Annotated in this window: 25 protein-coding genes and 1 pseudogene; 21 read left to right on the top strand and 5 right to left on the bottom strand. The window is 43.3% G+C overall.

The window, feature by feature from the left end; translation table 11 throughout:
• Together ACXAD8_RS06725 and ACXAD8_RS06720 are read left to right on the top strand one after the other, a co-directional pair.
• Positions 1–462: a GNAT family N-acetyltransferase gene (locus tag ACXAD8_RS06725; RefSeq protein ID WP_475226453.1), complete on the top strand. Its 462-nt coding sequence runs from the start codon at positions 1–3 to the stop codon at positions 460–462.
• A gap of 121 nt (positions 463–583) precedes the next feature.
• Positions 584–961, top strand: a complete 378-nt coding sequence (locus ACXAD8_RS06720) for a hypothetical protein (RefSeq protein ID WP_475226450.1) — start codon at positions 584–586, stop codon at positions 959–961.
• Here the strand turns inward: ACXAD8_RS06720 and bioA are convergent.
• Entirely contained in the window at positions 946–2,229 is a 1,284-nt protein-coding gene (bioA, locus tag ACXAD8_RS06715; RefSeq protein WP_475226447.1) for an adenosylmethionine--8-amino-7-oxononanoate transaminase, read from the bottom strand. The two genes, ACXAD8_RS06720 and bioA, sit on opposite strands and share 16 nt — an antisense overlap.
• 123 nt (positions 2,230–2,352) lie before the next feature.
• Here bioA and bioB point away from each other — a divergent pair, with 123 nt between their 5' ends.
• The 4 genes from bioB to bioD are packed head-to-tail and all read left to right on the top strand — an operon-like array spanning position 2,353 to position 6,181.
• Positions 2,353–3,414, top strand: coding sequence for a biotin synthase BioB (gene bioB, locus ACXAD8_RS06710; protein ID WP_475226445.1), 1,062 nt, complete (start codon positions 2,353–2,355; stop codon positions 3,412–3,414).
• A gap of 6 nt (positions 3,415–3,420) precedes the next feature.
• The gene (locus tag ACXAD8_RS06705; RefSeq protein WP_475226442.1) at positions 3,421–4,599 is read left to right on the top strand and encodes an aminotransferase class I/II-fold pyridoxal phosphate-dependent enzyme; all 1,179 of its coding nucleotides are present in this window, start codon (positions 3,421–3,423) and stop codon (positions 4,597–4,599) included.
• Positions 4,593–5,495 (top strand): methyltransferase domain-containing protein, encoded by a 903-nt coding sequence (locus ACXAD8_RS06700; protein ID WP_475226439.1) that lies wholly within the window; start codon positions 4,593–4,595, stop codon positions 5,493–5,495. Before ACXAD8_RS06705 ends, ACXAD8_RS06700 begins: the two co-directional genes overlap by 7 nt.
• The gene (bioD, locus tag ACXAD8_RS06695) at positions 5,492–6,181 is read left to right on the top strand and encodes a dethiobiotin synthase (RefSeq protein WP_475226437.1); all 690 of its coding nucleotides are present in this window, start codon (positions 5,492–5,494) and stop codon (positions 6,179–6,181) included. Before ACXAD8_RS06700 ends, bioD begins: the two co-directional genes overlap by 4 nt.
• A 130-nt stretch (positions 6,182–6,311) precedes the next feature.
• On the opposite strand, the gene ACXAD8_RS06690 is transcribed toward bioD, so the two are convergent.
• Both ACXAD8_RS06690 and gloB read right to left on the bottom strand, forming a co-directional pair.
• Positions 6,312–7,982, bottom strand: a complete 1,671-nt coding sequence (locus ACXAD8_RS06690; RefSeq protein ID WP_475226434.1) for a lytic transglycosylase — start codon at positions 7,980–7,982, stop codon at positions 6,312–6,314.
• A 31-nt stretch (positions 7,983–8,013) separates the two neighbouring features.
• Positions 8,014–8,775 (bottom strand): hydroxyacylglutathione hydrolase, encoded by a 762-nt coding sequence (gene gloB, locus ACXAD8_RS06685; RefSeq protein ID WP_475226431.1) that lies wholly within the window; start codon positions 8,773–8,775, stop codon positions 8,014–8,016.
• Positions 8,776–8,866: 91 nt separating this feature from the next.
• Here gloB and ACXAD8_RS06680 point away from each other — a divergent pair, with 91 nt between their 5' ends.
• Both ACXAD8_RS06680 and ACXAD8_RS06675 read left to right on the top strand, forming a co-directional pair.
• Positions 8,867–9,622, top strand: coding sequence for a class I SAM-dependent methyltransferase (locus tag ACXAD8_RS06680; protein WP_475226428.1), 756 nt, complete (start codon positions 8,867–8,869; stop codon positions 9,620–9,622).
• A gap of 67 nt (positions 9,623–9,689) precedes the next feature.
• Positions 9,690–10,763, top strand: a complete 1,074-nt coding sequence (locus tag ACXAD8_RS06675) for a methyl-accepting chemotaxis protein (RefSeq protein ID WP_475226426.1) — start codon at positions 9,690–9,692, stop codon at positions 10,761–10,763.
• Between the two features lie 67 nt (positions 10,764–10,830).
• On the opposite strand, the gene ACXAD8_RS06670 is transcribed toward ACXAD8_RS06675, so the two are convergent.
• Positions 10,831–11,508: a TMEM175 family protein gene (locus ACXAD8_RS06670; protein ID WP_475226423.1), complete on the bottom strand. Its 678-nt coding sequence runs from the start codon at positions 11,506–11,508 to the stop codon at positions 10,831–10,833.
• A gap of 230 nt (positions 11,509–11,738) precedes the next feature.
• Between ACXAD8_RS06670 and ACXAD8_RS06665 the strand changes: the two genes are divergently transcribed.
• Together ACXAD8_RS06665 and ACXAD8_RS06660 are read left to right on the top strand one after the other, a co-directional pair.
• Positions 11,739–12,017 carry a type II toxin-antitoxin system Phd/YefM family antitoxin gene (locus ACXAD8_RS06665; protein WP_475226421.1) on the top strand — a complete coding sequence of 93 codons (279 nt, stop codon included), beginning with the start codon at positions 11,739–11,741 and terminating at the stop codon, positions 12,015–12,017.
• Positions 12,014–12,340, top strand: a complete 327-nt coding sequence (locus ACXAD8_RS06660) for a type II toxin-antitoxin system RelE/ParE family toxin (RefSeq protein WP_475226418.1) — start codon at positions 12,014–12,016, stop codon at positions 12,338–12,340. Before ACXAD8_RS06665 ends, ACXAD8_RS06660 begins: the two co-directional genes overlap by 4 nt.
• 26 nt (positions 12,341–12,366) lie before the next feature.
• On the opposite strand, the pseudogene ACXAD8_RS06655 reads toward ACXAD8_RS06660, so the two are convergent.
• A pseudogene (locus tag ACXAD8_RS06655) lies at positions 12,367–12,603 on the bottom strand (helix-turn-helix domain-containing protein); the annotation flags it as partial.
• A 251-nt stretch (positions 12,604–12,854) separates the two neighbouring features.
• Here ACXAD8_RS06655 and ACXAD8_RS06650 point away from each other — a divergent pair.
• From ACXAD8_RS06650 to ACXAD8_RS06600, 11 genes are all read left to right on the top strand, one after another.
• Positions 12,855–13,844 (top strand): helix-turn-helix transcriptional regulator, encoded by a 990-nt coding sequence (locus ACXAD8_RS06650; RefSeq protein WP_475226416.1) that lies wholly within the window; start codon positions 12,855–12,857, stop codon positions 13,842–13,844.
• Positions 13,845–13,931: 87 nt separating this feature from the next.
• Entirely contained in the window at positions 13,932–14,330 is a 399-nt protein-coding gene (locus tag ACXAD8_RS06645) for a TerB family tellurite resistance protein (RefSeq protein WP_475226414.1), read from the top strand.
• Complete coding sequence (locus ACXAD8_RS06640; RefSeq protein ID WP_475226411.1) at positions 14,327–14,611, top strand: YkgJ family cysteine cluster protein; 285 nt, start codon at positions 14,327–14,329, stop codon at positions 14,609–14,611. Before ACXAD8_RS06645 ends, ACXAD8_RS06640 begins: the two co-directional genes overlap by 4 nt.
• Complete coding sequence (locus tag ACXAD8_RS06635; protein WP_475226408.1) at positions 14,608–15,444, top strand: GTPase domain-containing protein; 837 nt, start codon at positions 14,608–14,610, stop codon at positions 15,442–15,444. Before ACXAD8_RS06640 ends, ACXAD8_RS06635 begins: the two co-directional genes overlap by 4 nt.
• 11 nt (positions 15,445–15,455) lie before the next feature.
• Complete coding sequence (locus ACXAD8_RS06630) at positions 15,456–15,836, top strand: hypothetical protein (RefSeq protein ID WP_475226404.1); 381 nt, start codon at positions 15,456–15,458, stop codon at positions 15,834–15,836.
• 1 nt (position 15,837) lies between these two features.
• On the top strand, positions 15,838–17,520 hold the full coding sequence (locus tag ACXAD8_RS06625; RefSeq protein WP_475226402.1) for a dynamin family protein: 1,683 nt from the start codon (positions 15,838–15,840) through the stop codon (positions 17,518–17,520).
• Complete coding sequence (locus ACXAD8_RS06620; protein WP_475226399.1) at positions 17,517–19,049, top strand: GTPase; 1,533 nt, start codon at positions 17,517–17,519, stop codon at positions 19,047–19,049. Before ACXAD8_RS06625 ends, ACXAD8_RS06620 begins: the two co-directional genes overlap by 4 nt.
• Positions 19,050–19,270: 221 nt before the next feature.
• Complete coding sequence (locus ACXAD8_RS06615) at positions 19,271–19,930, top strand: hypothetical protein (RefSeq protein ID WP_475226397.1); 660 nt, start codon at positions 19,271–19,273, stop codon at positions 19,928–19,930.
• 161 nt (positions 19,931–20,091) lie between these two features.
• The gene (locus ACXAD8_RS06610) at positions 20,092–21,594 is read left to right on the top strand and encodes a sigma-54 interaction domain-containing protein (protein WP_475226395.1); all 1,503 of its coding nucleotides are present in this window, start codon (positions 20,092–20,094) and stop codon (positions 21,592–21,594) included.
• Positions 21,595–21,651: 57 nt separating this feature from the next.
• On the top strand, positions 21,652–25,107 hold the full coding sequence (locus ACXAD8_RS06605; protein WP_475226393.1) for a DEAD/DEAH box helicase family protein: 3,456 nt from the start codon (positions 21,652–21,654) through the stop codon (positions 25,105–25,107).
• Entirely contained in the window at positions 25,108–26,079 is a 972-nt protein-coding gene (locus tag ACXAD8_RS06600) for a virulence RhuM family protein/type II toxin-antitoxin system death-on-curing family toxin (RefSeq protein WP_475226391.1), read from the top strand.
• The last annotated feature ends 25 nt before the right edge of the window (positions 26,080–26,104 follow it).

The following is a 26,104-nucleotide window of genomic DNA, read 5'->3' as shown; positions in this document are numbered from 1 at the left end:
ATGACAGACAATACAGATAATGCTCCTCAAAAGCTTGAACTCAGTGATGATAAACAACTACTTGATGTGGAATTAATTCATGACTATTTAACCAATCACAGTTACTGGGCAAAAGGTATTTCTCTGGAACGTGTGGTGGTTTCTTTGGAGAACTCCTTGTGTATCGGTGCCTACCTGGGCACGCAGCAGGTTGGGTTTGTGCGGGTTATTACGGATTATGCTACTTATGCCAATATAAAGGATGTTTTTGTGGTGGACGCTTATCGCGGTAATGGGATCGCGCGCGAATTAATGCGATTTACGATGGCTCATCCACATTTACAAGGCTTGCGCCGCATGACTTTGACGTCCAGTGATGCTCAGGGATTGTACGCAAAGTTCGGTTTCACCAGTATTAACAAGCCTGAAACCCATATGGAAATTCATCGTCCTGATATATATACCCAAATCACCTCAAGATGATAGCTCTGAAACAGTATCTTGAGGTGGTTTGGGTATACAGCCAGTTGTCAGAATAACTCGGGTATCAATAATTACCTGATCTTGCCGCTATAATAGATACAGCTGCGCAGTGGGAGTAACTATGGCAGATAAGTGGGACGGCATTGACCGAAGAATGACTTCAAAAAAGCATGACTTTTTTTATCGATTAAGTCGTGTCGGCAGCATTGTTTCCTGGGTTTTATTTGTCAGTGGACTGGTGGTGTTCCATTATGCCAGACCTGAGCGGGTGTCCGGTGTTCAGCGCTTTTGGGGTGTTACCGGCAGAGAAGAGTGGAATGACGCTCTACTGCCCTGGCTTTACGCACTATTTTTGTTTTGCATTTTGTTTGGCGTTTCCATGTTGTTGTTACGCCGATATCGCTACCGCCGCCAGAATGAAAACTGGGCCAGCGGTTTGATATTTTTAGTGCTGGTGGCTTCAGCCTTTGTTATTGGCGTGTATCAGGCGGTTAGTTGAGCCACCAATTGAGTTAATACCTGAGTCACCTGACTCAAATCTTGCTCCGAAATAACGTAAGGCGGCATGACATAGAGCAGCTTGCCGAAGGGGCGTATCCACAACCCTCGCTCCACACAGAAGCGTTGGACAGCTGCTACATCGACGGCCGAGCGCATTTCTATTACCCCTATTGCTCCCAATACTCTGACATCTGCTACCGCTGCAGATTGTTTACAGGGGGACAGTTCTGCCTTTAACTGCTGTTCTATCCGCAGCACCTGTTCCTGCCATTGGCCTTGTTGCAGTATGCCTAAGCTGGCGTTTGCCACTGCGCAGGCTAACGGGTTGCCCATGTAAGTCGGACCATGCATGAACACGCCAGGTTGCCCCTGACAGACTCCCAGGGCAACATCATCATTGCACAGGGTTGCCGCTAATGTCATATACCCACCGGTCAGCGCTTTGCCCAAACACAGAATATCGGGGCTGATACCGGCATGCTCACAGGCGAACAGTTTACCGGTGCGACCGAAGCCGGTGGCGATTTCATCGCAAATCAGCAAAATATCGTATTGATCGCATAATTGTCTGACCCGGTGCAAATACTCCGGATGATACATTCTCATACCACCGGCTCCCTGAACCACAGGCTCCAGGATCATAGCGGCTATTTCGTGGTGATGATTTTCCAACATATCAACCAGCGGACCCATTTCGTCTTCATTCCAATGCTGCCCAAAGCGGGTTTGTGGTGCCGGAGCAAATAACTGTTGATTAAGTACCGGAGCAAATAATGAATGCATACCATTGGTAGGATCGCTCACCGACATGGCGGCGAACGTATCGCCGTGATAGCCATTGCGCGGTGCAATAAACTTATGCTTGTTCTTATTGCCCTGACAAGCCCAGTATTGCACCGCCATTTTCATGGCCACTTCCACTGCCACTGAGCCGGAATCGGCTAAAAACACGCGATTTAAACCATCAGGTGTCATATCTACCAGTTTTTTACACAAGGAAATGGCCGGTTCGTGGGTAAGACCGCCAAACATAACGTGTGCCATTTTTGCTAACTGCTGTTCGGCAGCCGCATTTAATTCCGGATGATTGTAGCCATGTACCGCTGCCCACCAGCTACTCATACCGTCGATAACCTGATGGTCGTTTTCCAGAGTAAGGCGCACCCCGGAAGCGGATTTAACCGGATAACAGGGTAAGGGAGAAATGGCGGAAGTGTAGGGGTGCCAGATATGCTGTGTGTCGAATTGAACGTCAATAGAGGACAAAATACTCACCGTTAGATTAAAAAGCAACCAAAGGTAAACTTTGGGCCATTCTTTAAGTTGACAAATTAAATGGCGATTTTAGACTAAGCAGGCAAAAAATAAAGCGTGATTACAGGAATCTCCATGCTCAATCAAAATGAATCTGCCACTCAGTTACGTCACGACTGGACGTTGGCTGAAGTTAACGCCCTATTTAATATGCCTTTTAACGATCTGTTGTTTCAGGCGCAAACTATTCATCGCCAGCATTTTGATCCCAATCAGGTGCAGGTAAGCACCTTGTTATCCATTAAAACCGGAGCCTGTCCGGAGGATTGTAAATATTGTCCGCAAAGTGCCAGATATGACACTGGCCTGGAAAAAGAGCGTTTACTGGAAGTTGAAAAAGTACTGGAGACTGCCAGACACGCGAAAGCGACTGGTTCAACACGATTTTGCATGGGCGCCGCTTGGCGTAACCCCAAAGAGCGAGATATGCCCTACCTGGTGCAAATGATCGAAGGCGTAAAAGCGCTGGGTCTGGAAACCTGTATGACTTTGGGTATGTTAAGTCGTGACCAGGCGTTGGCATTAAAGCAAGCCGGTCTGGATTACTACAATCATAACCTGGATACATCTCCAGAATTTTACGGCGAGATTATTACCACCCGCACTTATCAGGAGCGCCTGGATACCTTGAGCAATGTCAGAGAAGCCGGTATGAATGTTTGTTCTGGTGGCATCGTGGGCATGGGTGAAGGAGCTAATGACCGTTCGGGACTATTAATGCAACTGGCGAATCTGGAAGAACATCCGGAAAGCGTACCAATTAATATGTTGGTAAAAGTTGAAGGCACGCCTTTGCAGGACCAGGAAGATCTGGAGCCGTTTGAATTTATCCGTACTATCGCCGTGGCGCGGATCATGATGCCTAAATCGCATGTGCGTTTGTCAGCAGGGCGTGAGGCTATGAACGAACAAATGCAGGCGATGTGCTTTATGGCGGGTGCAAATTCAATATTTTACGGCTGTAAACTGCTTACTACGCCTAACCCGGAAACCGACAAAGATTTGTTACTGTTTAAAAAGCTGGGAATTAACCCTGAAAAAGGCCGAGATTACTCGGATGAAGCTCATGAGGCAGTGCTGCTTGAGGCTGTTCAGGAGCAAAAGCAAGACAAGTTGTTCTACGACGCGGCTCAGTAGCGCGCGATGCCGTTCGCACACATTCACTCGGCTATTGCTGAACGACAGCAGCAAAATCTGCTGCGACAACCGGTGGTAGTTGACGCCGTTCAGGGTGCTGCTTTGCAAATCCAGGGTAAAACTTACCTGAATTTCTCGGGCAATGATTATCTGGGTATGAGTCAGCATCCGGATGTCCTCAGAGCATTTGCATCTGAGCTACCCGCAGGTTCAGGAGCCTCTCCTGTGGTGACGGGGTATAGCAAGGCGCATCAACAACTGGGTGACTATCTAAGCGAACTTACTGGTCAGCAAGCGGTGATGTTTTTCAGTTCTGGCTTCGCTGCTAATTACGCCGTGTGTAAAACTCTGATGTGCCACTCAGAAGGCCTTATCCTGGCCGATAAACTCAGCCATGCGTCCTTGATTGACGGTGGTTTGTCGGCCGATGCTGCACTGAAACGTTTCAGGCACAACGATATGGAACACCTGCAGGGTTTGTTAGGCATGGCGAAAAATACCGGAAGTAAGGATATTTTGGTGGTGTCTGAAGGGGTGTTCAGTATGGACGGTGATCAGGCGCCAGTGGCTAAATTGCTGCAACATACCAGGCAGCATAATGCCTGGTTAATGCTGGATAATGCCCACAGTATCGGGGTTTTAGGTGCTGAGCAGTTTGGCCTTGAGCACAACGGCGAGACTCAGAAACCCGAGATTATCATGGCTACCTTCGGCAAGGCTGTGGGTACTGGCGGAGCCTTTGTGGCAGGTTCAAAAGAGCTAATTACTTATTTGCAGAACTTTGCCCGTCATTATGTGTACAGCACAGCTTTTTCCGCTGCCCATGCACATGCCACGCTAACCAGTTTGACAACGATTGAAAAAGAGCCACAGCGACTGGCCCAGTTAAATTCAAATATCGCTGTATTCCGGGAAGCCTGCCAGCAAAAGGGGATAGAAATTGCTGAGTCAAAAACCGCTATTCAGCCGGTTATTATCGGTTCACCTAAAGCCACGATAGATATCAGTGAGTCATTGCGTCAGCAAGGGTATTGGGTAACCGGTATTCGTTATCCGACAGTGCCAAAACACACAGACCGATTAAGAATAACCCTGTCAGCATTACACCAGGAAAACCACATTAAATCCTTAGTGGCTTGCCTCGCCGAGGCTTTGCAAAAAAATAGCGGAGCTTTGACATGTTGATGGCAGATGATTACAAGCCAGAATCTGATGGTACTGTAAGTATTCCAAATAGCTGTGCAGATTCTTCAATATCTGCCGACTCAAAAGCTGCCAATGCTATGAAGCAAGCTATTGCCTGTCGCTTTGGCGAAGCCGCCGCGCAATATGACAGTCACGCCATTATTCAACGGGAAATCGCTGATTATGCCCTCAGTTTAGTGGCGTCGCTTTCTCCTTCTCAAAAGACCTGGTCGCAGGCCATAGATATTGGCTGTGCCACCGGCACTTACACTCTCAGGTTGTTAGAATATGCTCGTGAGGTAACCGGCCTGGACCTATCTGAGGGCATGATCAACTATGCCAAAAATCATCATGCCGGTAATCGACTTAACTGGGTTGTATCAGACGCTGAAGCATTACCCTTGCGCAATGATAGTGTGGATTTGCTTTACAGTAGTATGGCCTTGCAATGGCTGACCAGTCCCGCAAATGTAGCCAGAGAGTGCTTTCGGGTTCTGTCTCCGCAGGGCAAGGGGACGATTGCTGTGGTCGTGGATGGCTCTCTGAGTGAGATAAATGATAGCTGGAAGTCGATTGCTCAAACCTCACCGGTTAATCAGTTTATGCCAGCCAGCCAGTGGCAAAGTGCTTTTCAGGATGCTGGTTTTAGCGTAACGCTTCAGCAAAAAGCCTTTACCTCCTGGCATAGTAATGTTTTTGAAGTGCTACACTCCATTAAAGATATTGGAGCAGGTGTGGTAGTCAATAGTCAGAATCATGGACGATTGAATAAGCGAAAACTGACTATATTAAACACTAGTTATCAGAATCATTTTGCTATTGAAGGTCGGTTGCCACTAACCTGGCAAATCGCTTTCCTTAGTTTTTGTAAACCTCAATCGGAGAATATAGCTTGAGCGTTTTTTTCGTAACCGGAACCGATACCGAAGTAGGTAAGACGTTTATTTCGCGCACCATAATGCACATTTACGAGCAAAAACGTAAGACCTGCGTCGGCTTTAAGCCCGTAGCTTCGGGGTGTGTTGAAACTCCTTCAGGTCTAAGAAATGAAGATGCATTGAGTTTACAGGATGCCAGTACCATTAATCTCAGGTACGACGAAGTTAATCCATATGCGTTCAAGGATGCGGTTGCACCCCATTTGGCTGCACAACGAGCAGGCCGTAAAATCTGTCTGAAGACGATATCCGAGGCTTATGAAAAGCTGATAAACAAACAATCAGATCTGACTATTGTGGAAGGCGCGGGAGGCTGGCGCTTACCCCTGGGCGAAAAGCGCTTTATGTCGGATTTTGTCAAACAATACGATATCCCTGTTGTCATGGTGGTGGGAGTGCGACTGGGTTGTATCAATCACGCTTGTATGACCGCCGAAGTTATTGAGCAGGATGGTCTTAAGATAGCGGGTTGGGTAGCCAACCACGTTGATGCCGGAATGCCGTTTTTAACGGAAAATGTTAAGACCTTAAAAGAGCATCTGGACATGCCGTTCCTTGGCGAAGTGCCGTTGGTTAAAAGCCCGAAAGAAGCCGCACATTATCTTGATGTCACGCCATTATTGCAGTTTGACATGGTGGCCTGAGCTAAGGTTTTCTCGACTTTCATTTAGCCGCGGCGTATGAATAAATTCAGGCCTATAAGGGGAGATTACACTTTAGTAGGACAGCGATGCTTAAATCACGCATCGCTGTTGGAATGAAATCTGACCAACACTAGGTGCGGGTAACATCCACAAAGATCTTCAGTTTCTGTCCGGGTTGCAGGTATTTGTTCTTATTCAACTGATTCCATTTGGTCAGGTCGCTGACTGCAACATTGAACTTACCGGCAATACGGGCCAACGAATCGCCTTTGCGTACCGTGTAGGTAACGGTCCGTACAACTGCGTTATCAGCTTGCATTTCACTGACCTTGTTTACCCATATCACCAGCTTTTTGCCAGGTTTTAACGGATCGGTTGGTGCCATACCATTCCATTTGGCCAGACTGCGCAGATTTACATTGTATTCGCGACTGATATCCCACAAGGTATCACCACTTTTAACCGTGTGTTGCAGTTGGTATGAACCGCGTTTTTCCGATTGTTTAGCCAACAGGCGTTGTTCTTCTGACAGAGAGTAATAATCCAGCGACTTAAGCGCCACAGGTATCATCAGGTGATCACCGGCTCTGATTACATTGCCTCTTAATTCATTCACCTGTTGAATGACATCAACTGAAGTGTGATATTTTTTCGCTAGTTTTAGCAGGCTGTCACCGGATTTGATTTTGTGTCTTACCCAGTTAAGGCGCTGGCGCTCGGACTTTTCACCCAGCGCTAATTCAAATTGCTCAATCTTATCAATAGGCAATAATAAACGATGAGGACCGTTTGGATCAGTTGCCCAGCGGTTAAAGCCTGGATTCAGTGAATGCAGTTGTTCAACGGTTAATCCTGCCCATTCTGCCGCCATGGCCAAATCAATTTGAGAGCCAACATCGACTACCTGCGTTACGTCTTCATTTTTAAGCGTTGGCCAGTCGAAATTAAGTTCATCAGCACGGTTTAACAGGTCTGATAAAGCTAATAGTTTGGGCACATAGGCACGAGTTTCGCGTGGTAAATCCAGATGCCAAAAATCAGTTGGTTTACCCGCTCTTTTATTGCGTTTGATGGCATTTCTGACTCTACCTTCGCCACTGTTATAGGCGGCTATGGCGTGTAACCAGTCACCATCAAAAAACTTGTGTAGATATTTTAGATACTTGATTGCGCCATCTGTCGCCGCCAAAACATCGCGTCTGCCATCAAACCACCAGGTTTGTTTTATGCCAAAGCGCTTTGCTGTGCCCGGGATAAATTGCCACATGCCAGCTGCTCTGCCATGAGAATATGCGAAAGGATCGAAAGCACTTTCTACAATGGGTAACAGGGCCAATTCCATGGGCATGTCAGCTGCTTCAAGTTTCGTTACGATATGTTTAAAAAATGGAGCTGCACGCTTGTTAACCCGTTGCATATATTCAGGGTGTTTGCGATACCAGGCTTGTTGATTCCAGATACGTCTGTCGTCAGGGATATTCATAGACAATTGATAGCGCACTTGTTGCCATAAATCGTCTCTTTCTACACCGTCTTCTTCGGTTACTTCTTCAACTTGGGGTACTGAGCTTATCAACTCTTCCAGCTCGGTTACCGGGTGAATGATCGGGTGCGTACCTTCACTGTTTTCGTCACAGTCAAAAGTCAGATCCGCTACGTCAGGCGTAATATCACATTCATCGGTATATTCTGCTGCCAGAAAATCAGGGGTATCGGTATCCTGCGAGTCAAAGGGCGACGTCAACTGGCAACCCTGGATAACAAGAGGCAATAAAAGGGGAATGAAAACTCTGTAGGTCACGAATTAATCCTGTTGGTTAGTGTGATCTTCATTAAAACTGGTCTTTGAGTCGGCGCACGGCGGCAAATGTCTCGATATCATTGCCGGGGATGCTACCGGTTTTTCTCTGGACTGCTTTTACCATTTGTGATTCGGAAACGCGCAGGTATGGGTTCACCTGTTTTTCCAGTTGCACAGTAGTTGGCAATGTTGGCACATTCTGTTGTCTTAACAAACTGACTTTGCGCTCATAGTTTTGCAGTGCCTCATCTTCAGGCAACAAGTCTAGCGCGAACGCCAGATTAGCCTGGGTATATTCATGAGTGCAGTAAATTTTGGTATTTTCCGGCAGTTTAGCATAGCGTTGCAATACCTTGTGCATTTGCTCTGGTGTACCCTCGAACAGACGGCCGCAACCAGCTGAAAACAAGGTATCGCCACTGAACAAGCCGACATCACCATAAAATGCAATATGCTCTCTGGTGTGGGCCGGGACTTCCATAACCTTAAATTGCAGGTTAAGTGGCTCCAATATTAGCTCATCATTTTCACTGACGGCTTTGTCTATGTGGGCAATGCGATCAGATACCGGGCCAATCACTTCTATGCCTGCCTGCTTTAACTGGGCTACACCACCAATGTGATCCGGGTGATGGTGGGTAATTAAAATATGAGTCAGTGTCAGCTTATGCTTTCTCAGATAATCTTGTACCGGCGAGGCATCACCTGGATCCACAACGACGGCATAGGTGTGATTGTGCAGGCACCAAATGTAATTATCACTGAAAGCCGGGATCGGAAAAACGTTGATCATATCCTGTTTAAAAAACTATTGTTCTTGGCAAAGTTGCCATAATATAACGTTCTTGAGTTCATACTGCTAATTTGATTTTTACGGAATACTATTGTTTAGACCTGCATTACTGAGTAGAAAACTGGTTGCTCCGCAATCCTGGCAAGCGATGCCCCACTCAGAGGCGTTGAAAGCCGTTTATGAACAGCAGCTTTCTCCGATTATGCAGCAGTGCTTTGGTTATCACCTGATAAAACTGGGAGGCCTAAGCCACTCTTTAACCTTATCTGGATGTCCGATTAAGCATCAGGTATGCCACGCCTATCAGGAGAGTGGTGACGGCGGTGTCGTGGCCTTACCTACGGATTTACCCTACCGAGAAAAAAGCGTAGATGCCGTATTAATGACCCATGTGCTGGATTACTCTGCCGATCCGCATCAGGTCTTAAGAGAAGTGGACCATTGTCTTATTCCCAATGGACATCTCATCATAGTTGGTTTTAATCCTTACAGTGCTGCCGGCGTTGCACGCTGGTTACCCATTAAAAAAGATAGTCCACTGCACAGGGCACGTTTCTTTAGTCGTTCAAGAGTTATTGACTGGCTGTCGTTAATGGGATACCAGGTTACCCTTGAGAAACGCTTTTTGTTTTCTGAAATGTTATACAGCAAAGACTTAAATAAAACTCGCAAATGGCAAACGAATGCTCAAAAATATTTATCTTTTTTTGCTTCTGTGTATGTAATTGTAGGGAAAAAGCGAGAATACCCTCTATCTTTAATAAAGCCGAGTTGGAAACCTGTACCCAAGTTTTCCCCGGTTGGCGCGAGCCTGAGGGTAAAGAAAGAAATTTGTAAAAATGTCTGATGCTTTTACGACATCAGACGATAAATAAACACACATATATTGTTTCAATAACAAGAGAATAGACCCTATGTGGTGGTTAAAAAAAAGTAACGAAGACGATCTCCGTCAAATAAAACAATTAACCGATGAAAATCAGACGCTGAATCAGCGTATTTCTGCTCTGGAAAAACAACTGTCAGATGCGGAAATTCTGTTGTCTGAAACACAACAAAAAGACTCGGGCGAGAGCAAACTCGCTGAGAGTTTGTTGCGCGGCAATGCGCAACTCAATAACATGAAAGACCTGTTGCAGGATTGCGCTGGTGTGTTGTCATCACAATCGGATAGTCTGGCCAATACCGATGATTTGTTCAGCGGCTCGGCTGAAATGTTAGACGAAGCGGTGAGCGGCCTGAGTCAGATCGACAGCATTGCTGCAAAAGGGGTGACACATGCGGGCGAGCTTTCCGGACTGGCCAGCAGTATCAGCAACTTTGTTGGTGTGATTAACTCAATCGCTGAACAAACTAATTTGCTGGCGTTGAATGCCGCGATAGAGGCTGCAAGAGCCGGAGAAAGTGGCCGGGGTTTTGCGGTAGTGGCAGAAGAAGTCAGAAACCTCGCCATGCGCTCTTCAGAATCTACCCAGGAAATTAATAACCTGGTGGAAAAGATAGAAGAGGGCACCCAAAATATCGAATCGAACATTAATGATGTGTCGGAAAAGTCACGCGTTTTAGTTGAGAAAACCCGTGAAGTAAAAAGCAAGGTGTCTCAGGTCTTAAGCATGTCAGGCTCAATGCGTGAAACCATCTTATCCACGGCCGATAAGAGTCTTTTAGCTGTCGCTCAGGTGGAAGTTTTTCACGCTAAAGGCTTGGTTTACGAAAGCCTGTCTGGCCGCGGGCGTGGCAACTTGCCAGGTAAGGACGATTCTGAATTAGCTCGCTGGATGCAACGGGATGGTCAGGATAAATACGGCAAACTGAGTGAGTTTAAATCCAGTCAGCAAGCAATGCAGAAATTTTATGATGTTTCTAAACAAGTGGTATCAGCTGCTGCCAATGGCGTGAATGAAGCCACAATGGAAAGGGTTCAGAAAATGGAACGCGCTGCAGACGACTTTTTGTCATCACTGGTGCGGCTAAGCAACAAACTTTGATTGTGCATCTTTATTGTAAAAAAGGTGCAAATCCAACCGGATTTGCACCTTGTTAAACCTTAACAATCTACGCTGTTTTCAGGCCAGATTTAATCAGTTTATCCTTTAGAATATAGTTTTGCGGGAACAGTAAAAAGTAAGTAAAGCCCGTAAAACCTATCCATTTGGTAGGAACGAATATCGCCAAAACCAGGGCTAATACGCAAATACTGGCGGAACTCAGCCATAACCAGGCTTCTGTTTTAGCAACAAACCCCTCGTCATCCGTTAATTTAATCTCCTCGGCCTGGCTGGCAGCATGGGCATACAAACCGGCAAACGTCAGGCTTAACATAAAAAATCCAACGGCATAAAAACCAAACAGAAAACGCACCTGCCAGGCGGCTTTAAAATCCATGTTAAACGGAAACCATCCTTGCGACACAAAGCCCATTAAACCTTGCATCATCAAGCGTAACGGATAGATATACACCAGCACCAGGAACACTAACAGACAACTTAAAAAGATGGTTTTGTTGTCTTCCAAACCATATTTTCGGCACCAGGTAGCATGCTCATGCCAAATCCAGGCAAGGATCGCAAAGCTGGCCGCAAAGGCAGGAATATGTTTTGCCGCATCCTGTAACTCAGCAAATGTGCTGGGGATCGAATCTACTGAAATTACCAGCATAGAAACCGCAAAGGCAAACGCCGCTGCAACAAAGGTTTCTATACGGCTCATGCTGTCGCCACGAAACTCTGACATGAGTATGTTCCCTTATTTGATGTAATTTTTATTTTTCTCTGAAGTTAGTTTGCCACAGGTGAACGAGAAGGGGGAGATTAAAGTATCTGGTTGTCGGGTTGCTCCAAGGGAGTGGGGTTAATACCAATCAGTAATAATATGGGGACCGTTCGCTACCTGGTTCCAACAGATGTTTTAAATTGACCGGTGACCCGTTTAAGGACTATATTTGGTCTTAATGAGAGGTGTTTATGAAATTATCAGATCAAATCAAACCTATTAGCTATCTGAAAGCTCATGCTGCAGAGGTCGTGCGTAACCTGTCGACTCAAATGGGACCCTTAGTGATCACTCAAAACGGTGAGGCTAAGGCTGTAATACAGGACATCAAAAGCTATGAGCAAACACAAGAGACTATGGCGCTGCTAAAGATGTTGGCACTGGGTCAGCGTCAGATCGACGAAGGAAAGGTTAAGCCTGCGGGTGATGTCGTTGCTAAGCTTCGTAGCCGGAGCAAGAATCGTAAATGAGTTATCAGGTATTTCTCACCGACGATGCCGCCTGCGATCTTGAGTATCTATACGACTATATCGAATCTCATGATGCCCCCGCAAACGCTGATTATGTTCTCGACAAAATCGAGGAGACATTTTCAAGCCTTGCCAACAACCCAGAGCGCGGGACTTATCCAAACGAGTTGCTTGCTGTCGGCCTCCGAGAATATCGAGAACTCTATTTCAAACCCTACCGTATTATTTATCGAATTATTGGAAAGCATGTTTATGTGATGGTGATCGCTGATGGCCGTCGCGATATGCAATCTCTTCTTCAGCGTCGCTTGCTTCAAGCTTAAATGGTGCAAAATGGGGTCAGGTTCGCTATCATAGGTTCGAGATCTTTCACTGTTAATCCTTTGCGCTCCATCTCAAACTTAATGGCTTCAATAGGATCGGGTAAATCCATAGGAAAATGTCTGGCCTCGTAGGCCTCTATAAGCGTTACCATTACATCCAGCTTTTCACCTTCTGGTGAGTCAGGGGCAGCCATCATCAGGCTTTCGACTTCCTTTAATGCCGCTCGGTAGTCGGCATCAGATTTAATTGGTTTGATGTCCATAGAATTTACCTCTCGTTTTTTACCTTAATATCTACAGTAAAATGGCAACAACTTGAAGAACAGCTCACGCAACGACCTTGCGTCAGAAAAAATCTCACCGTAACCCCCATACGACACAATTTGTCAGATCGCCCTATTAGAATCGGTTTTCAATATAGATTTGGGGTTGACGGAGTGTTGATTTGAAACTACTTTTGATACTTCACGGATGTACGGCGTATGCCTCACAAAAGAAAAATGGAAGTATCGTTATGGCTACCCGCCCGACTACCAGCGAAACCCTGACACTTGCTTTTGAAGTGTTAAAGCGCATTCCAAAACGCCGTAAAGTCTCAGCATCAGAATTGCACCAGGAACTCAAAGAGGCTGGTATTGTGCGTGATATCCGCACCATTCAGCGGAATCTGGAAATGCTGTGTGAGCATTTCAATATTGAAAGAGACACCCGCTCAAAGCCTTATGGCTATTCCTGGCAAAAACACAGTGAGGGATTTTCACTTCCCAACAGTCTTTCTCCGCAGGAGTCTCTCTTACTAAGTCTGGCGGAACAATATCTTAGTCATTTATTACCGGGCAATGTCACAAGCTCTTTGCAGGGATTTTTCACTGAAGCTCGTCAGCAACTTGCCCCTGGTCAGAATACAACAAAAGAGCGCGAGTGGTTGCAAAAGGTGAGAGTTGTCAGAGAAACCCAACCACTGATACCTCCTGCGATAGATACCGATGTATTCAATACCGTCAGTTATGCTTTGTTTCATGACAAATGGCTCTCTATTGATTATAGCAATGCAAAACAAGAGCAGAAAAAAGTCCGCGTTATGCCATTAGGACTGGCACAGCAAGGCCCTCGACTCTATCTGGTTTGCCGATTTGAAGGGTATGAGAATGAACGCAGTCTGGCACTTCATCGAATACGCAATGCGAAAAGTTCCAGCTTTGATTTTGAGCGGCCCAAAAACTTCAGGCTCAGCCAATATGATGCTGATGGTCGTTTTGGATTCGGTGAAGGAAAAAAATGCTCAGTGCAATTCTGCATAACTAAAGAATCAGGCCGCCATTTACTGGAAACACCCCTGTCAGAAAACCAGCAGACTCAGGAATTTTCAGACCACTATCAGGTAGTTGCCACAGTAGTGCATTCGAAACAATTAGAACAGTGGCTAAAAGGATTCGGAGAGGATGTTTGGGATGTAACGATGAGGGATGTTGCAGACGTAAGTGATGAATATGTTCTCCAGTAAATTACAAATTGAATCAAGAGGTTATTTACAAAAGGTTGTGGAGCAAAACTCCATTAGTTGAAAAATCAATACACCATTAGGATTATCATGTTTTTAAATAGACTTAACATTGAAGAAAAAGAAGCCTTTTTGCAACTAGCGCATCATATAGCTCACACTGATGAGCAATTTTGTCAGAAAGAGCAGTTGATGATCGACAAATATTGTATGGAAATGCAGATGGATGATGTGGATTATCATGCTGAAACATTTGATTTAGAAAGAACGCTATCTTTGTTTGGAGAAGATAATCACAAAAAAATTGCGCTTCTTGAAATCATGGCATTGGTTTATTCAGATGGAACATTGCACCAAGCCGAGGAGGAGGTTCTTAATCAAATGGTAAGTTCATTTGATTTAAATCCGAACCTTGCGGTTGTATATAAAGAGTGGGCAAAAAGTATATTGTCTTTATTTATTCAAGGTGAGGCACTTATCCACCTGTGACTTACCCTTGCACAAAGTGCGGACTTTGTTGCCAGCACATAGAACACGTGGTCGAGCTAAGAACATTCGATTTGGGAAACGGCACATGTCGTTATTTTAGCCCTGAAATTGGATGTAGGATCTACGACGATAGACCTTTAGTTTGCAATGTAGAAGAATATTTTGAACTGCTTAAACCTGAGTTTTCATCGAAGCATGACTTTTATCAGATTAATGCCAAAGTATGTAACGAGTTACAAAGCAAACACAATTTCAACCTAATTTACAGAGTAAAATTATGAACTCTTTTGACACTGAATTAGATTGGTTGATTAAATTAGTTCCCTCTTCTGAGAGGAATCTGAAACGCCTTTATCAATCAATTAAAACACCAAAAGAATTAAAAATAGCCGTATTCGGTAAGTATAATCATGGGAAGAGTACGCTTTTAAACGCTATTTGTGGCGATGAAATATTTAAAGCGGCTGATAAAAGGGAAACTACCTCAATTCAAGAGCATAAATACAATGGTGTGACCTGGGTTGATACCCCCGGATTGGATGCAGATACGTATGGGAATGACGATAGTAAAGCCATGGATGCAGCATTTGAGATTGCGGACTTTATCTTTCTGGTACACAACGTTAAAGCTGGTGAGTTAGACAAATATGAATTAGATGTATATGAAAAACTCACGCGACTGGACAATAACTATCGTAAAAAACTATTTTTGGTACTTACCCAGATCGATCAAATACCGAGTGATGAGGATAAGCAAAAAATTTTAAATGAAATAAAAAAACAACTGCCTGAAATGGAAATATTTGAAGTTTCCTCAATTCGTTATATAAGGGGTATCAAAGAGAATATAAATAAATTTGTTGCACTGAGTGGAATGAATGTCCTACTTGAGCACATTGATAATCTCAAAAATCAATTAAAATTACTTAAAAATAAAGAAAAAAAACGCCTTAAAAGAAAAGCGAATTTGGAGCTCAGTACACTAGCTTGGTCTGAAGAAAGAAAGTTGATTACATTAGAGCATGAAATAGAAAAGTTGCGTTCTGAATTTAAGGGGGCAGTTTATAAATCACAACAAACAATAGCGAAACAAGCGAAAGAAATGGACTTATAAGGAGAACAATTATGCCGTTACCATGGCTTATCGGAGCTGCAGTAGTTGGTGTTGCTGTAGCAATTATTTCATCAGATGAGGACGATACAGCTTCTCGCCGAGTTACTACTCGTTCCGATGACAGCGAAGAAAAGAAACAAAAAGTTAAACAAGAAAAGCTTAATTCGTTTATAGAAAAACAAGCTGAAGCACTCGCAAAGAAATATCAACTTGAAGACACCAAGTGTTTAAAAGTCAAATTGGCAGCATTCAATGATGTAGATGAAATTCTTGATGTCAGTGAGTACATAGCTGTGTCAAAAAAGCATCAGGAGTTGCAAGGACGTAAACGTGCAAGCGAAGAAAAATTGTTGGAATTAAAGCGTGCCTTGGAAATGATAACGGAGGTCTAAAGTGCAGAATCCATTAATTCAATCTTTAAATTCGTTTGAGAGCGAGTTTAAAAAGTTGGAACGAGCGGAGTACAATATATTAGCGTTACGTGAGGAATTAATAGACAAACTCTATAAGTTATCTGCACCATCACAGCTCAAAAAAAATAATTCTCTATCCATATTACTCCAAAAAATTAAGCAGGAATTATCCGATGCAGTAAAACAATGGTCAATTCAATGGGATGGATGCACAGCGATGCGTGCCATTTCTGAAAAATATCAAGACAGAATTATCTTATTGGTTTTTGGTAAAGTTAACGCAGGGAAGAGTTCATTTGCAAACTATCTTGCCTCCTGCTTCACAGATGAGGACGTTAATTATTTTTATTTGGATCGGGGAACAAGGCATTACAATAAGGAAAAATTTAAGGAAGGGGCAACTGAGACTACTGCCAGAATTCAAGGGGTAGAGTTAGGATCAAAATTGGTTCTATTAGACTCTCCTGGCTTACACTCTGTAACAGATGAAAACGGTGATTTGACGCGTAAATTCACTGACAGCGCAGACTTAGTACTTTGGATAACACCTTCTACTTCTCCGGGACAGGTGCAAGAACTAAAAGATTTAAAAAAAGAACTCGAATCAAATAAACCGTTATTACCCGTTATCACTCGCAGTGATTTCATCACTGAGGACTTTGATGAAAACGATGAACTAGTTCAAGTTATTGAGAACAAACCCCAAAGTAATAGAAAATTGCAAGAAGATGACGTTGCGGAGAGAGCCAAGCAAAAGCTAAATCAGGCAGAGCAACTCAAATCACCTGTCTCCATATCGGTTCACTGGTATAAACAGTCAGACAAGAATGAATCAGCGTTAAGAGACAGTGGCTTATTTGCGTTGCTTGAGTCGATAGGTAAAACTATGGACGAAGCCAGAATATTTAAGAGTAAAAAGGCTCATCAGCAAGTGGTTAATTATCTGGAAAACGCAGTCTTAGGCGGTATTAATCAAAATATTGCGCCACAATTAAGTAATCTAAATTCACTACTAGAAGAACAGAGTTCTGGACTCGAATGTCATAAACAAGATATCTGCAGCGATTTGCAACTTGAACTCGTTGAGCTTATTCCTGACTGGGCTAATGAGTTCAGACAAGATAAAGACACGAAGAAATTAGCTCTAAACATTCAAAATCACCTTGAAACTGAGTTATCTAAACGAATTAATAGCGTTATTAAAACTTTTATTTCCCAAGTTGAGCCTGTACTTATAAATATTAATCCTGATCATTTAGGTAACTATGAAGATATAAAAGTAAGTTATGAAGAAACCATTGGTTACAGTAAGAAGGCAGCTTCATCAGGTATAGGGTCAGGGGTAGGAATGGCAATAGGGATGATGATTGCAGGACCAATTGGTGCAACGGTTGGGGGGGGCGTTGGCGGATATCTTGGAAACAAAGTTGGTGATACTTTTATTGAAACGATAACTCGCACAACATCAGTTGGAGTTGGTGCTACGCAGATTACTACCCAAGCTATTGAATGCATTTCAGAGTTACTTCCAAAGGAAGTCGACAAAGCTTTTAAAAATTGGGAACAAGTGCTGGAACAACTCAATGAATATTCAGCAAAATTTACATCTCACATATGCGAATTTGAAGAAGAGATAATTAGACAGAAGGAGCTGCTGAAATGACTACTAGTATAGGTTTAAATAAACTTGTTGAACAATGCCAACCGCTATCTGATCGTTATTTAGGTAAACAGCGTACTGGAAAATTAATAGAGGAATTAAGGGAATCGTTTGCAGAGTCTCGTCCGCAGATAATGTTATTTGGCGCATATAATGGAGGCAAAAGCAGCTTAATAAATGCATTAATCGGTGAAGCAGTTGCGCCTGTCGCGGATATTCCTGAAACAGATTCTGTTAATCAATATAAATGGAATGGATGCACTTTACTGGACACTCCAGGAGTAAATGCCCCAATAGAACATGAAGAGGTAACAGCACACCAAATAGAACGAAGCATGTTGATGCTGTTTGTTATAAGAGAGGGAGATCAAGATGTCAAAGATGTTTACCAACGCATGTTCGATTTTATCAAAAGAGGTAAAAAGCTCTTTATCGTTTTCAATCATCAACTCACTGGTGGTGATCTTGAGAAGGCGCTTACCAAGTTAAATGAGCAACTTTTTATGCTGGCTGCTTGTTACAACATTACCGACGAACAATTATTTCAAATAAACATTATTGCCGTTAATGTCAAAACTGCTATGACGGCAAAGCTTAAGAACTCAGAGAGGCTAGCCCAGCATTCGGGTATTATAGATTTTGAGCAGCAATTTCATTCGTGGCTTTCCCTATATGACAATGAAACAGGGTATCTCCAACAGATTAAAGGTATTGTGAAAAGCTGTTTGTTGAAACCAATAACAATTGCGATACAGGAAGAAGCACCCAAGCCATCAACCATTATAGAAGAAAAACAGCAATTACGAGAAACAGCCGTAAAACAACAGGGACTGTTGATTAGCAAGGTAAATAATTTTATTCGCTCTAAAGAAATAAATATTCGCGCTGAGGTTGGGGAGCTGTTTAATAGAGAACGACAAGAGAACGAAGTAAATTCTTCCATGCACAGTATCTGTCAACGTTTATGTGACGATGCATCTAATTTTATTGAACAAAACTTTGAAAATTTACCGATTGGAGATACTACGCTTTCTGGTTCTCCCGTTAGTCTAGGCAACAATGACGATACTTCGAACGTTAATGTTACTGAACTTGCCATTGATATGTTCAAAAAAGCCGACCACAAAAGCATAGTAAAAGAAAGTTTATTGCAGTTACGTAAGTTGAAAATCCCAGGTATCAAGGGGCGTTGGGGTACAACACTCGACAAGTGGGCTGGAAAGGCAGCACCTTTAATCCAAGTTGGAATAGTCCTTTGGGATATAAAGAGAGCTAGTGATGCTGAAAATGAGTATAACGAGAAAATACGCAAACAACAGTTTCAGCTTCAGAAGGTAATTGAATCAGGCACAGAAAATATAATTAGTGGAGTACAGGAGGCATGCAAAAATGCCATAGACCTACACTACACAGAGATAACGGATTCTATTTCAGATGAAATAGATAAGGAGCAAGAGCAAGAACAGCAAATAGTTTTGGATTTGGAGTTGATTCTTCGATATACAGATGAACTTGAAGCTATAACGATCTGATTTTTGGTGAACAAATTAATTTGCATATTTGATAGTCCAAATCGTCAGCAAGAGCGAAACCAAAACTTTAGCGCCGAGAAGTGCTGCTATCACTGTACAAAATAGGCAGGTTCTAACGTTTAATGGAAGGTTCTGTTGATGATTTTTATGTTTATGCCCATTGTGTACATGAGGAAACAAGGTGTTAGCTTTTATTCTACTCTCTAAAACAAGGATGTCAGATGTCTAAATCACAAGTCACAAAGCTCGATAAACTCGCCAGAATTCGCTTGTCAAAACACTTTTTTCTACGTGATTTTTTGTATTCAGAAACTGCTGCCGCGCACGGATTAAATAATATCCCTGACGATATCGATTTGGCTGTGGCAGCCGGTACGCAGCTTTGTGAAAAGGTCCTTGAGCCTATTCAAAGCGCATGGGGTCGTATTCATATCCGCTCGGCGTTTCGAAGCTGCGAAGTCAATCAGAGAGGCAATGAGCTTGGCGCGAACTGTGCCAGCAATGAAAGTAACTACGCCGGTCATATCTGGGACAGGCGCGATAAAGAGGGCTTTATGGGAGCTACGGCCTGTATTGTTATCCCAGCTTATCTGGACTATTACGAAAGTACAGGAGATTGGACATCATTAGCATGGTGGATACATGCCCATATCCCGGAATATAGCAGCCTTTATTTTTTCCCTAATTTATGCGCCTTTAATGTATCTTGGCACGAAAATCCAGATCAGCTCAAGCAAATCAGCACCTATATTATCGATACAAATACAAGTCACAAAAAACAGATATTAAAAGCCGGAAAGGAAAGCGACTTTTACAAGAGCATCCCGCTTGAGAAGCGCTACACTGCCTGCGAAGCCCTGTTAAATCCCAATAAAGTTTAAATCTGGATGAGCGCTACATTGGATAACAACACTAATTTGCTGAACACTTGTACCAAGTCGAGATTATTTTTATCAATGATGCCAGAACACATACACCAAAATGCAAATTATTTTATTCTGTGCAAAAATAATTGCTCTTTTTCTAAATCGAGTGGGTCTATGTGAATACCTTGTTAACCTGGTTAGGCAGCGCTGACCTTGAAAATATGGCAAATGGGAAACCAGCCGCCATTGCCACTATGGCTTTGGAGCATCCGCAAGTGTTCAACAACATCGTTGTACTTGCGAATTCATGGCATGACAAATTGCTACCATATCAGGAATGGCTATCACGCTGGCTGGAGGACAATGGGAGACCCTGCGAAAGCATTCAGGTCAAAACCGTTAAACTAACCAGCCCTGTCCACTACCCAGATATTTTTGCAGTCACTGAGCAGTGGATATCACTACTTGCGGAAAAGAGTGATACCGTGACGATTAATGTTACTTCAGGTACGCCAGCCATGTCAGTGGCCAGTGTTCTCATTGGCAAGGCAAAAGATAATGTATCTTTTTATCAATCTTCCAAAGATAACGGTATTTCAGAAGCCATCATCCCTGTTGACTTTGGCCAACAATACTCCAGGTCCGTTGCAAAAAATGTAGCTTCTAAAGCAGTATCGACCTCAGATAACTTAGTCACATTTGATTCTATTGTCGCTGAAAGCCCAACCATGAAACAAACCGTTCAGCAGGCTAAAAAGCTGGCAAAATCCGAAGTGCCACTTTTGATTCTCGGTGAGACCGGCTCAGGTAAAGAAAGCATGGCCAAAGCCATCCACTCAGGAAGCTTCCGGGTAAATCAACCGCTTCGAATTGTAAACTGTGGCGCACTACCAGAGTCGCTGGTGGACTCTATCCTGTTTGGTCATGTCAAAGGTGCATTTACCGGCGCACTGTCAGATAAAAAAGGACTGTTTGAACAGGCCAATGGCGGCACCTTGTTTTTAGATGAAGTGGGGGAGCTTAAGCCAGACACCCAGGTAAAGCTCCTGCGTGCGCTTCAGGAAGGTGAAATTAACCGAGTCGGTGATGACAAAATTATCAATGTGGACGTCAGAGTTATCGCCGCCACACACCGAGACCTGGTGCAAATGATGTTAAATGGTGAATTTCGCGAAGACTTGTTCTATCGTCTGGCCGTGGGTATTATCAAAATCCCATCGCTTAGAGAAAGAGTTGCTGATATTCGCCCCCTGTTATCGGAATTTTCGGCTAAAATTAATACCACATCTCAAAAACAGCCTGACTACAAAAGTAAAATAATTTCCGAAAAAGCAATATTATTTATCGAAGAACAACCCTGGCCGGGCAACATAAGAGAACTATGGAACACCTTGAATCGTGTTTTTATAACCTCTGACAATACGAATGTCGGGGTTAGTGATATTCAAAATGCGATCATAAAAAGAGGATCTGAGGCAAATAGCCCTTCCATATCTTTGGTGGCTGGCCAACAGGTTGATGTGGAGCAAGTCATTGATGGTATTAAGAAAAGATACATAGAGGCGGCACTGTCAGCCACTGCAAATCACTACACAAAGGCGGCAAAAATGTTAGGTTTGAGAAATCGACAGACGTTGATGAACTGGATAAAAAATCTGGGAATAGAGCAAACAAAATAACACGTGGTTTAAAATTGGCATCAAATTAGCTCATATGGGAGCAAGGAAGTAAATGGAATGAAGCAATCAATGAATTTTGAACACATCCAAAACAAATGGCCTGAGTTGCATCAGCTTGCTGCATTTGCAGAAGATTATGTGATCAGTGATCCACAAAGTGCTTTAGTGAAATTACGCTGCTTTGCTGAAAAAGTGGTTGGCTATTTGTATAAGGAGCTTCGCCTTCCGGTTTTCCCTAATTCCAACATTTATGACAAGTTAACCTCAGACGACTTCACCAGTGTTGTACCTGATTTAATTACCGACAAACTACATGCGATCCGCAAAAGCGGCAACCAGGCAGCGCACGAAGGCAAAGTCGATCAACAGCAAGCTATCTGGATATTAAAAGAGAGTTACTTTGTCGCCAGTTATCTTTTCATGGCTTATGCGGGAGGCAAGCAAGAAGATTGTCCAGAATTTACTGTTCCTGAGCAAACAAAACCAACAGACCAATCTGGTGCAGAGTTCGCTAAAAAGAACAAGCAACTTGAAAAACAACTCGCTGAAAATGAAGCACGATTAAAGAAAGCGCTAGAAGAGCTGGAAGCATCTCAAAAAGCACAAAAGCTTGCGCAAATTGAAGCATCCAGGCTTAAACAAGTTATTGACGCCGAAAAAGTCAGCCAGGTTCGATCACTGAATAAGCAAATCACATCAAGCTTTAAGTTTGACGAGGCTGAAACTCGTGCCCGTATTATTGACTTGGATTTACGCGCCGCGGGCTGGAATGTATCACTAAACGAAACCAGTACTGATGAAGTGGGCAAAGAAGTTGATTTGCCACATCAGCCAACGAATAGTGGAAACGGCAGAGCTGATTACGTACTGTGGGATGATGATGGAAAGCCATTGGCGGTTATTGAAGCAAAACGCACCCGTGAATCGGTCGAAAAAGGCCGCGAGCAAGCAAAAATCTATGCTGATGCCCTGGAAAAGGAATTTGGTCAGCGCCCTGTCATATTCTATTCAAATGGCTACGACATCCGTATCTTAGATGATGCCCAAGGCTATAACAGCCGGAAGCTTTACGGCTATTACTCAAAAGACTCATTGCAATATCTCATAAAGCAACGAACTTTGAAAAAAGATCTCAACCAAACGCCTATTGATACCGATGTTGCAGGTCGACTTTACCAGATGGAAACCATATCGCGTGTCTGTGAACGTTTCACCAACAAACATCGCAAGTCCCTTATCGTACAAGCGACGGGTACGGGTAAAACACGCGTATCTATTGCATTGGCAAAACGCCTGCTAGACGCAGGTTGGGCAAAGCGCGTTTTATTCCTTTGTGACCGTAAAGAGTTACGTAAGCAAGCGGGCAATGCTTTTAACGAATTTACCAAAGAGCCGCTGTACGTGGTGGGTAAAAGCAAAAAAGAAGCCGCGAGCAGTGCCCGTGTTTTTATCGCCACCTATCCGGGCATGATGCGTATCTTCCAAAAGTATGATGTCGGCTATTTTGATTTGATTGTTGCTGATGAATCCCATCGCTCCATTTACAATATTTACGGTGATATTTTTAAATACTTTGATGCGTTAGAAGTTGGCTTAACTGCAACTCCAGTTGAAATGGTGTCTCGTTCAACCTGTCAGCTATTTGGTTGTGATTTTAAAATGCCAACGGCCAATTACCCGCTAGAACAAGCGATTGAAGACGGCAACCTGGTACCTTACAAAATCGTCAGCTTTACCACTAAATTCCTGCGTGAAGGGATCAGTAAAGATAACCTCACCGACGAGCAAATTGCCGAGTTAGAAGAACAAGGTATCGATCCTAACGAATTAGACTTCGATGCCAAACAAATCGATGAAGCGGTAAAAAATAAAGATACCAACCGTGTGATATTGCGAAATCTGATGGAAAAAGGTTTACGTGATAAAGACGGGCAACTGCCCGGTAAAACAATTGTCTTTGCGCGGAATATCGCTCACGCCGAACTTATGGCTAACCTATTTGCCGATATGTATCCGCAGCTAGGTAGTCACTTTTGCCGAGTTATTCACTCGAAATATGAACGTGCTGAAGAGCTGATTGACGATTTCAAATCAACAGAAGAAAACGGCATTCGTATAGCCGTCTCGGTTGATATGCTCGATACAGGTATTGATGTGCCTGAATGTGTCAACCTCGTCTTTGCCAAGCCAATTAAATCGAAAGTAAAGTTTTGGCAGATGATTGGTCGTGGTACGCGTTTATGTAAAGATCTTTATGGTGCAGGCAAAGACAAAACCCACTTCTTGATTTTTGATCACTGGGAGAATTTCGAATACTTCGATATGGACCCGGAAGAAGAGGACGTTAAACAGTCTAAATCGTTAACGCAAAAATTATTTGAATCACGCTTATTGTTGGCTGAAACCTCACTTAAAAAAGCCGATGTTGCAACGTTTGATGAAGTGATAAAACTCATTCATCAAGATGTATGTTCACTTGATATGAATACCATAGCTGTGCGAGACAATTGGCGGGTGGTAGAAGCGTGCAAAGATGAAAAGTACCTCAACCAGTTTGCCCCAGAAACCAAAGCCAGTCTATACGAGCATATTGCACCACTGATGCAATGGCGCAACATTATGGGCCAGTCAGAAGCGTATAAGTTTGATAATGAGATCGCCATTATCCAAACTTTGCTATATACCGACCCAGGCCAAATCGACCTTGCGCGACGAGCCTTGATGGCGAAAATTGAAAAGCTACAAATGCACTTAAATGAAGTGCGTGCTAAGGCAAGTTTTATTGCTGATATTCAAAAAGAGGTGTATTGGCAAAACTTAACAGCATCGTTAGACGGTTTTAAAACACTGGAAATCAGCCGCAAGGCATTGCGTAGCGTTATCCACTTGAGAGAAAAGGGGATTCAGCCACCTTCACAAGAAGTTATTCTGGATGTCAGAGAAGATGAAGCAGACTATCAGGTAACAGAGCGGCCTACTAAGATAGTGTCGATTGATTATCAGATCTTCCGCCAGGAAGTGGAGAAAACCTTAACCCCCCTATTTGCAACCGATAGCGTGTTACAAAAAATCCGTGCAGGTAGCCCAGTTACCGAAGAAGACCTTGCTCGATTAAATGCCCTGGTTCACGTCCAAAATCCGAATATTGATTTAAATACCCTAAAAGAATTTTATCCAGATTCAACGGCAAGCTTAGATAAAATTCTGCGCACCATTGTGGGCATGGATAAAGAGGCCATCGAGCAAAGCTTTACTAATTTCGTACAGCAAACTCATACCCATATGAATGCCAAACAACAGCGTTTTATTGGGTTATTAAAAAATCACCTGGTGCGCTATGGCGTCATCAAAATAGATCAGCTTTACGATGCACCATTTACGCAAGTGCATGACATGGGCTTAGATGGCGTTTTTAGCCAAGCACAAGCCGATGTGATCGAGCAGTTTATTAAACAGTTTGATGTTGAATTGGGAGATAAAAACCAAAGGGTTGATAAAGAGGTAAGAGTGTAAATGGCTAATCAGATAGAAGTCTTTCAAAATGAAGATGGCAGCCTACGGTTAGCTGTGCCATTACAAGACGACACTATATGGTTATCTCAAGCCGATATGGTGTTACTTTTTGATAAAAATAAAAGAACCATATCAGAGCATATACGCAATATCTTTAAAGAGCGGGAATTGATAGAAGAACAAGTTGTCCGGAAATTCCGGATAACTGCTTCGGACGGCAAAACTTATCAAACTAATCATTATAATCTTGATGTAATCATCTCTGTTGGTTACCGAGTCAAGTCACAACAAGGTGTAAAGTTTCGCCAATGGGCGACTAAAACCCTTAAACAACATTTACTACAAGGCTACACATTAAACCAGGACCGTTTAACTCAAAACGCTAACGAACTTGAAAAAGCCTTATTACTCGTAAAACGCGCGGCAGCCTTACCACAAAACAGTGAATTTGGTGCGGGGCTTGTAGATATAATTGCCAATTACACCCAAACCTTTTTATGGCTACAGCAATACGATGAAGGTTTATTAGAAAGCCCGAAAGGTCAAAATGGTGGCAAGCTCACACCACTTATCGATGCAAAAAAAGCGATAAATCAACTCAAACAATCCTTAATGGCAAAAGGGGAGGCCACACCATTATTCGCTCAAGAACGCGACGATGGCTTAGCAGCCATTTGGGGCGCTCTGGAGCAAACCGTATTTGGCGAACCTGCTTACCCAAGTGTTGAAAGTAAAGCTGCGCACTTATTGTACTTTGTCGTCAAAAACCACCCATTTAGCGATGGCAATAAACGTACTGCGGCATTTTTATTTATCGATTTTTTAAACCGAAATAATCGTTTATTAAATGACAACTACCAACCCGTTATTAATGACACTGGTCTCGCAGCAATAACTTTACTCGTGGCCGAATCTAAACCAACAGAAAAAGACACCATAATCCGCTTAATTGAAAATTTATTAAGCCAGTAACAGGAACATAGATACCAAATGATCA

The organism is Planctobacterium sp. AWH2_060, from assembly GCF_056158425.1.
This window is presented reverse-complemented; position numbering and strand designations above follow the sequence as displayed.

Excerpts from the sequence above, each read along its gene's own strand:
- ACXAD8_RS06725 (WP_475226453.1), top strand. The coding sequence starts at position 1 with ATGACAGACAATACAGATAATGCTCCTCAAAAGCTTGAACTCAGTGAT.
- ACXAD8_RS06720 (WP_475226450.1), top strand. The coding sequence starts at position 584 with ATGGCAGATAAGTGGGACGGCATTGACCGAAGAATGACTTCAAAAAAG.
- bioB (WP_475226445.1), top strand. The coding sequence starts at position 2,353 with ATGCTCAATCAAAATGAATCTGCCACTCAGTTACGTCACGACTGGACG.
- ACXAD8_RS06705 (WP_475226442.1), top strand. The coding sequence starts at position 3,421 with ATGCCGTTCGCACACATTCACTCGGCTATTGCTGAACGACAGCAGCAA.
- ACXAD8_RS06700 (WP_475226439.1), top strand. The coding sequence starts at position 4,593 with ATGTTGATGGCAGATGATTACAAGCCAGAATCTGATGGTACTGTAAGT.
- gloB (WP_475226431.1), bottom strand. The coding sequence starts at position 8,775 with ATGATCAACGTTTTTCCGATCCCGGCTTTCAGTGATAATTACATTTGG.
- ACXAD8_RS06675 (WP_475226426.1), top strand. The coding sequence starts at position 9,690 with ATGTGGTGGTTAAAAAAAAGTAACGAAGACGATCTCCGTCAAATAAAA.
- ACXAD8_RS06670 (WP_475226423.1), bottom strand. The coding sequence starts at position 11,508 with ATGTCAGAGTTTCGTGGCGACAGCATGAGCCGTATAGAAACCTTTGTT.
- ACXAD8_RS06665 (WP_475226421.1), top strand. The coding sequence starts at position 11,739 with ATGAAATTATCAGATCAAATCAAACCTATTAGCTATCTGAAAGCTCAT.
- ACXAD8_RS06660 (WP_475226418.1), top strand. The coding sequence starts at position 12,014 with ATGAGTTATCAGGTATTTCTCACCGACGATGCCGCCTGCGATCTTGAG.
- ACXAD8_RS06650 (WP_475226416.1), top strand. The coding sequence starts at position 12,855 with ATGGCTACCCGCCCGACTACCAGCGAAACCCTGACACTTGCTTTTGAA.
- ACXAD8_RS06645 (WP_475226414.1), top strand. The coding sequence starts at position 13,932 with ATGTTTTTAAATAGACTTAACATTGAAGAAAAAGAAGCCTTTTTGCAA.
- ACXAD8_RS06635 (WP_475226408.1), top strand. The coding sequence starts at position 14,608 with ATGAACTCTTTTGACACTGAATTAGATTGGTTGATTAAATTAGTTCCC.
- ACXAD8_RS06630 (WP_475226404.1), top strand. The coding sequence starts at position 15,456 with ATGCCGTTACCATGGCTTATCGGAGCTGCAGTAGTTGGTGTTGCTGTA.
- ACXAD8_RS06620 (WP_475226399.1), top strand. The coding sequence starts at position 17,517 with ATGACTACTAGTATAGGTTTAAATAAACTTGTTGAACAATGCCAACCG.
- ACXAD8_RS06615 (WP_475226397.1), top strand. The coding sequence starts at position 19,271 with ATGTCTAAATCACAAGTCACAAAGCTCGATAAACTCGCCAGAATTCGC.
- ACXAD8_RS06605 (WP_475226393.1), top strand. The coding sequence starts at position 21,652 with ATGAAGCAATCAATGAATTTTGAACACATCCAAAACAAATGGCCTGAG.
- ACXAD8_RS06600 (WP_475226391.1), top strand. The coding sequence starts at position 25,108 with ATGGCTAATCAGATAGAAGTCTTTCAAAATGAAGATGGCAGCCTACGG.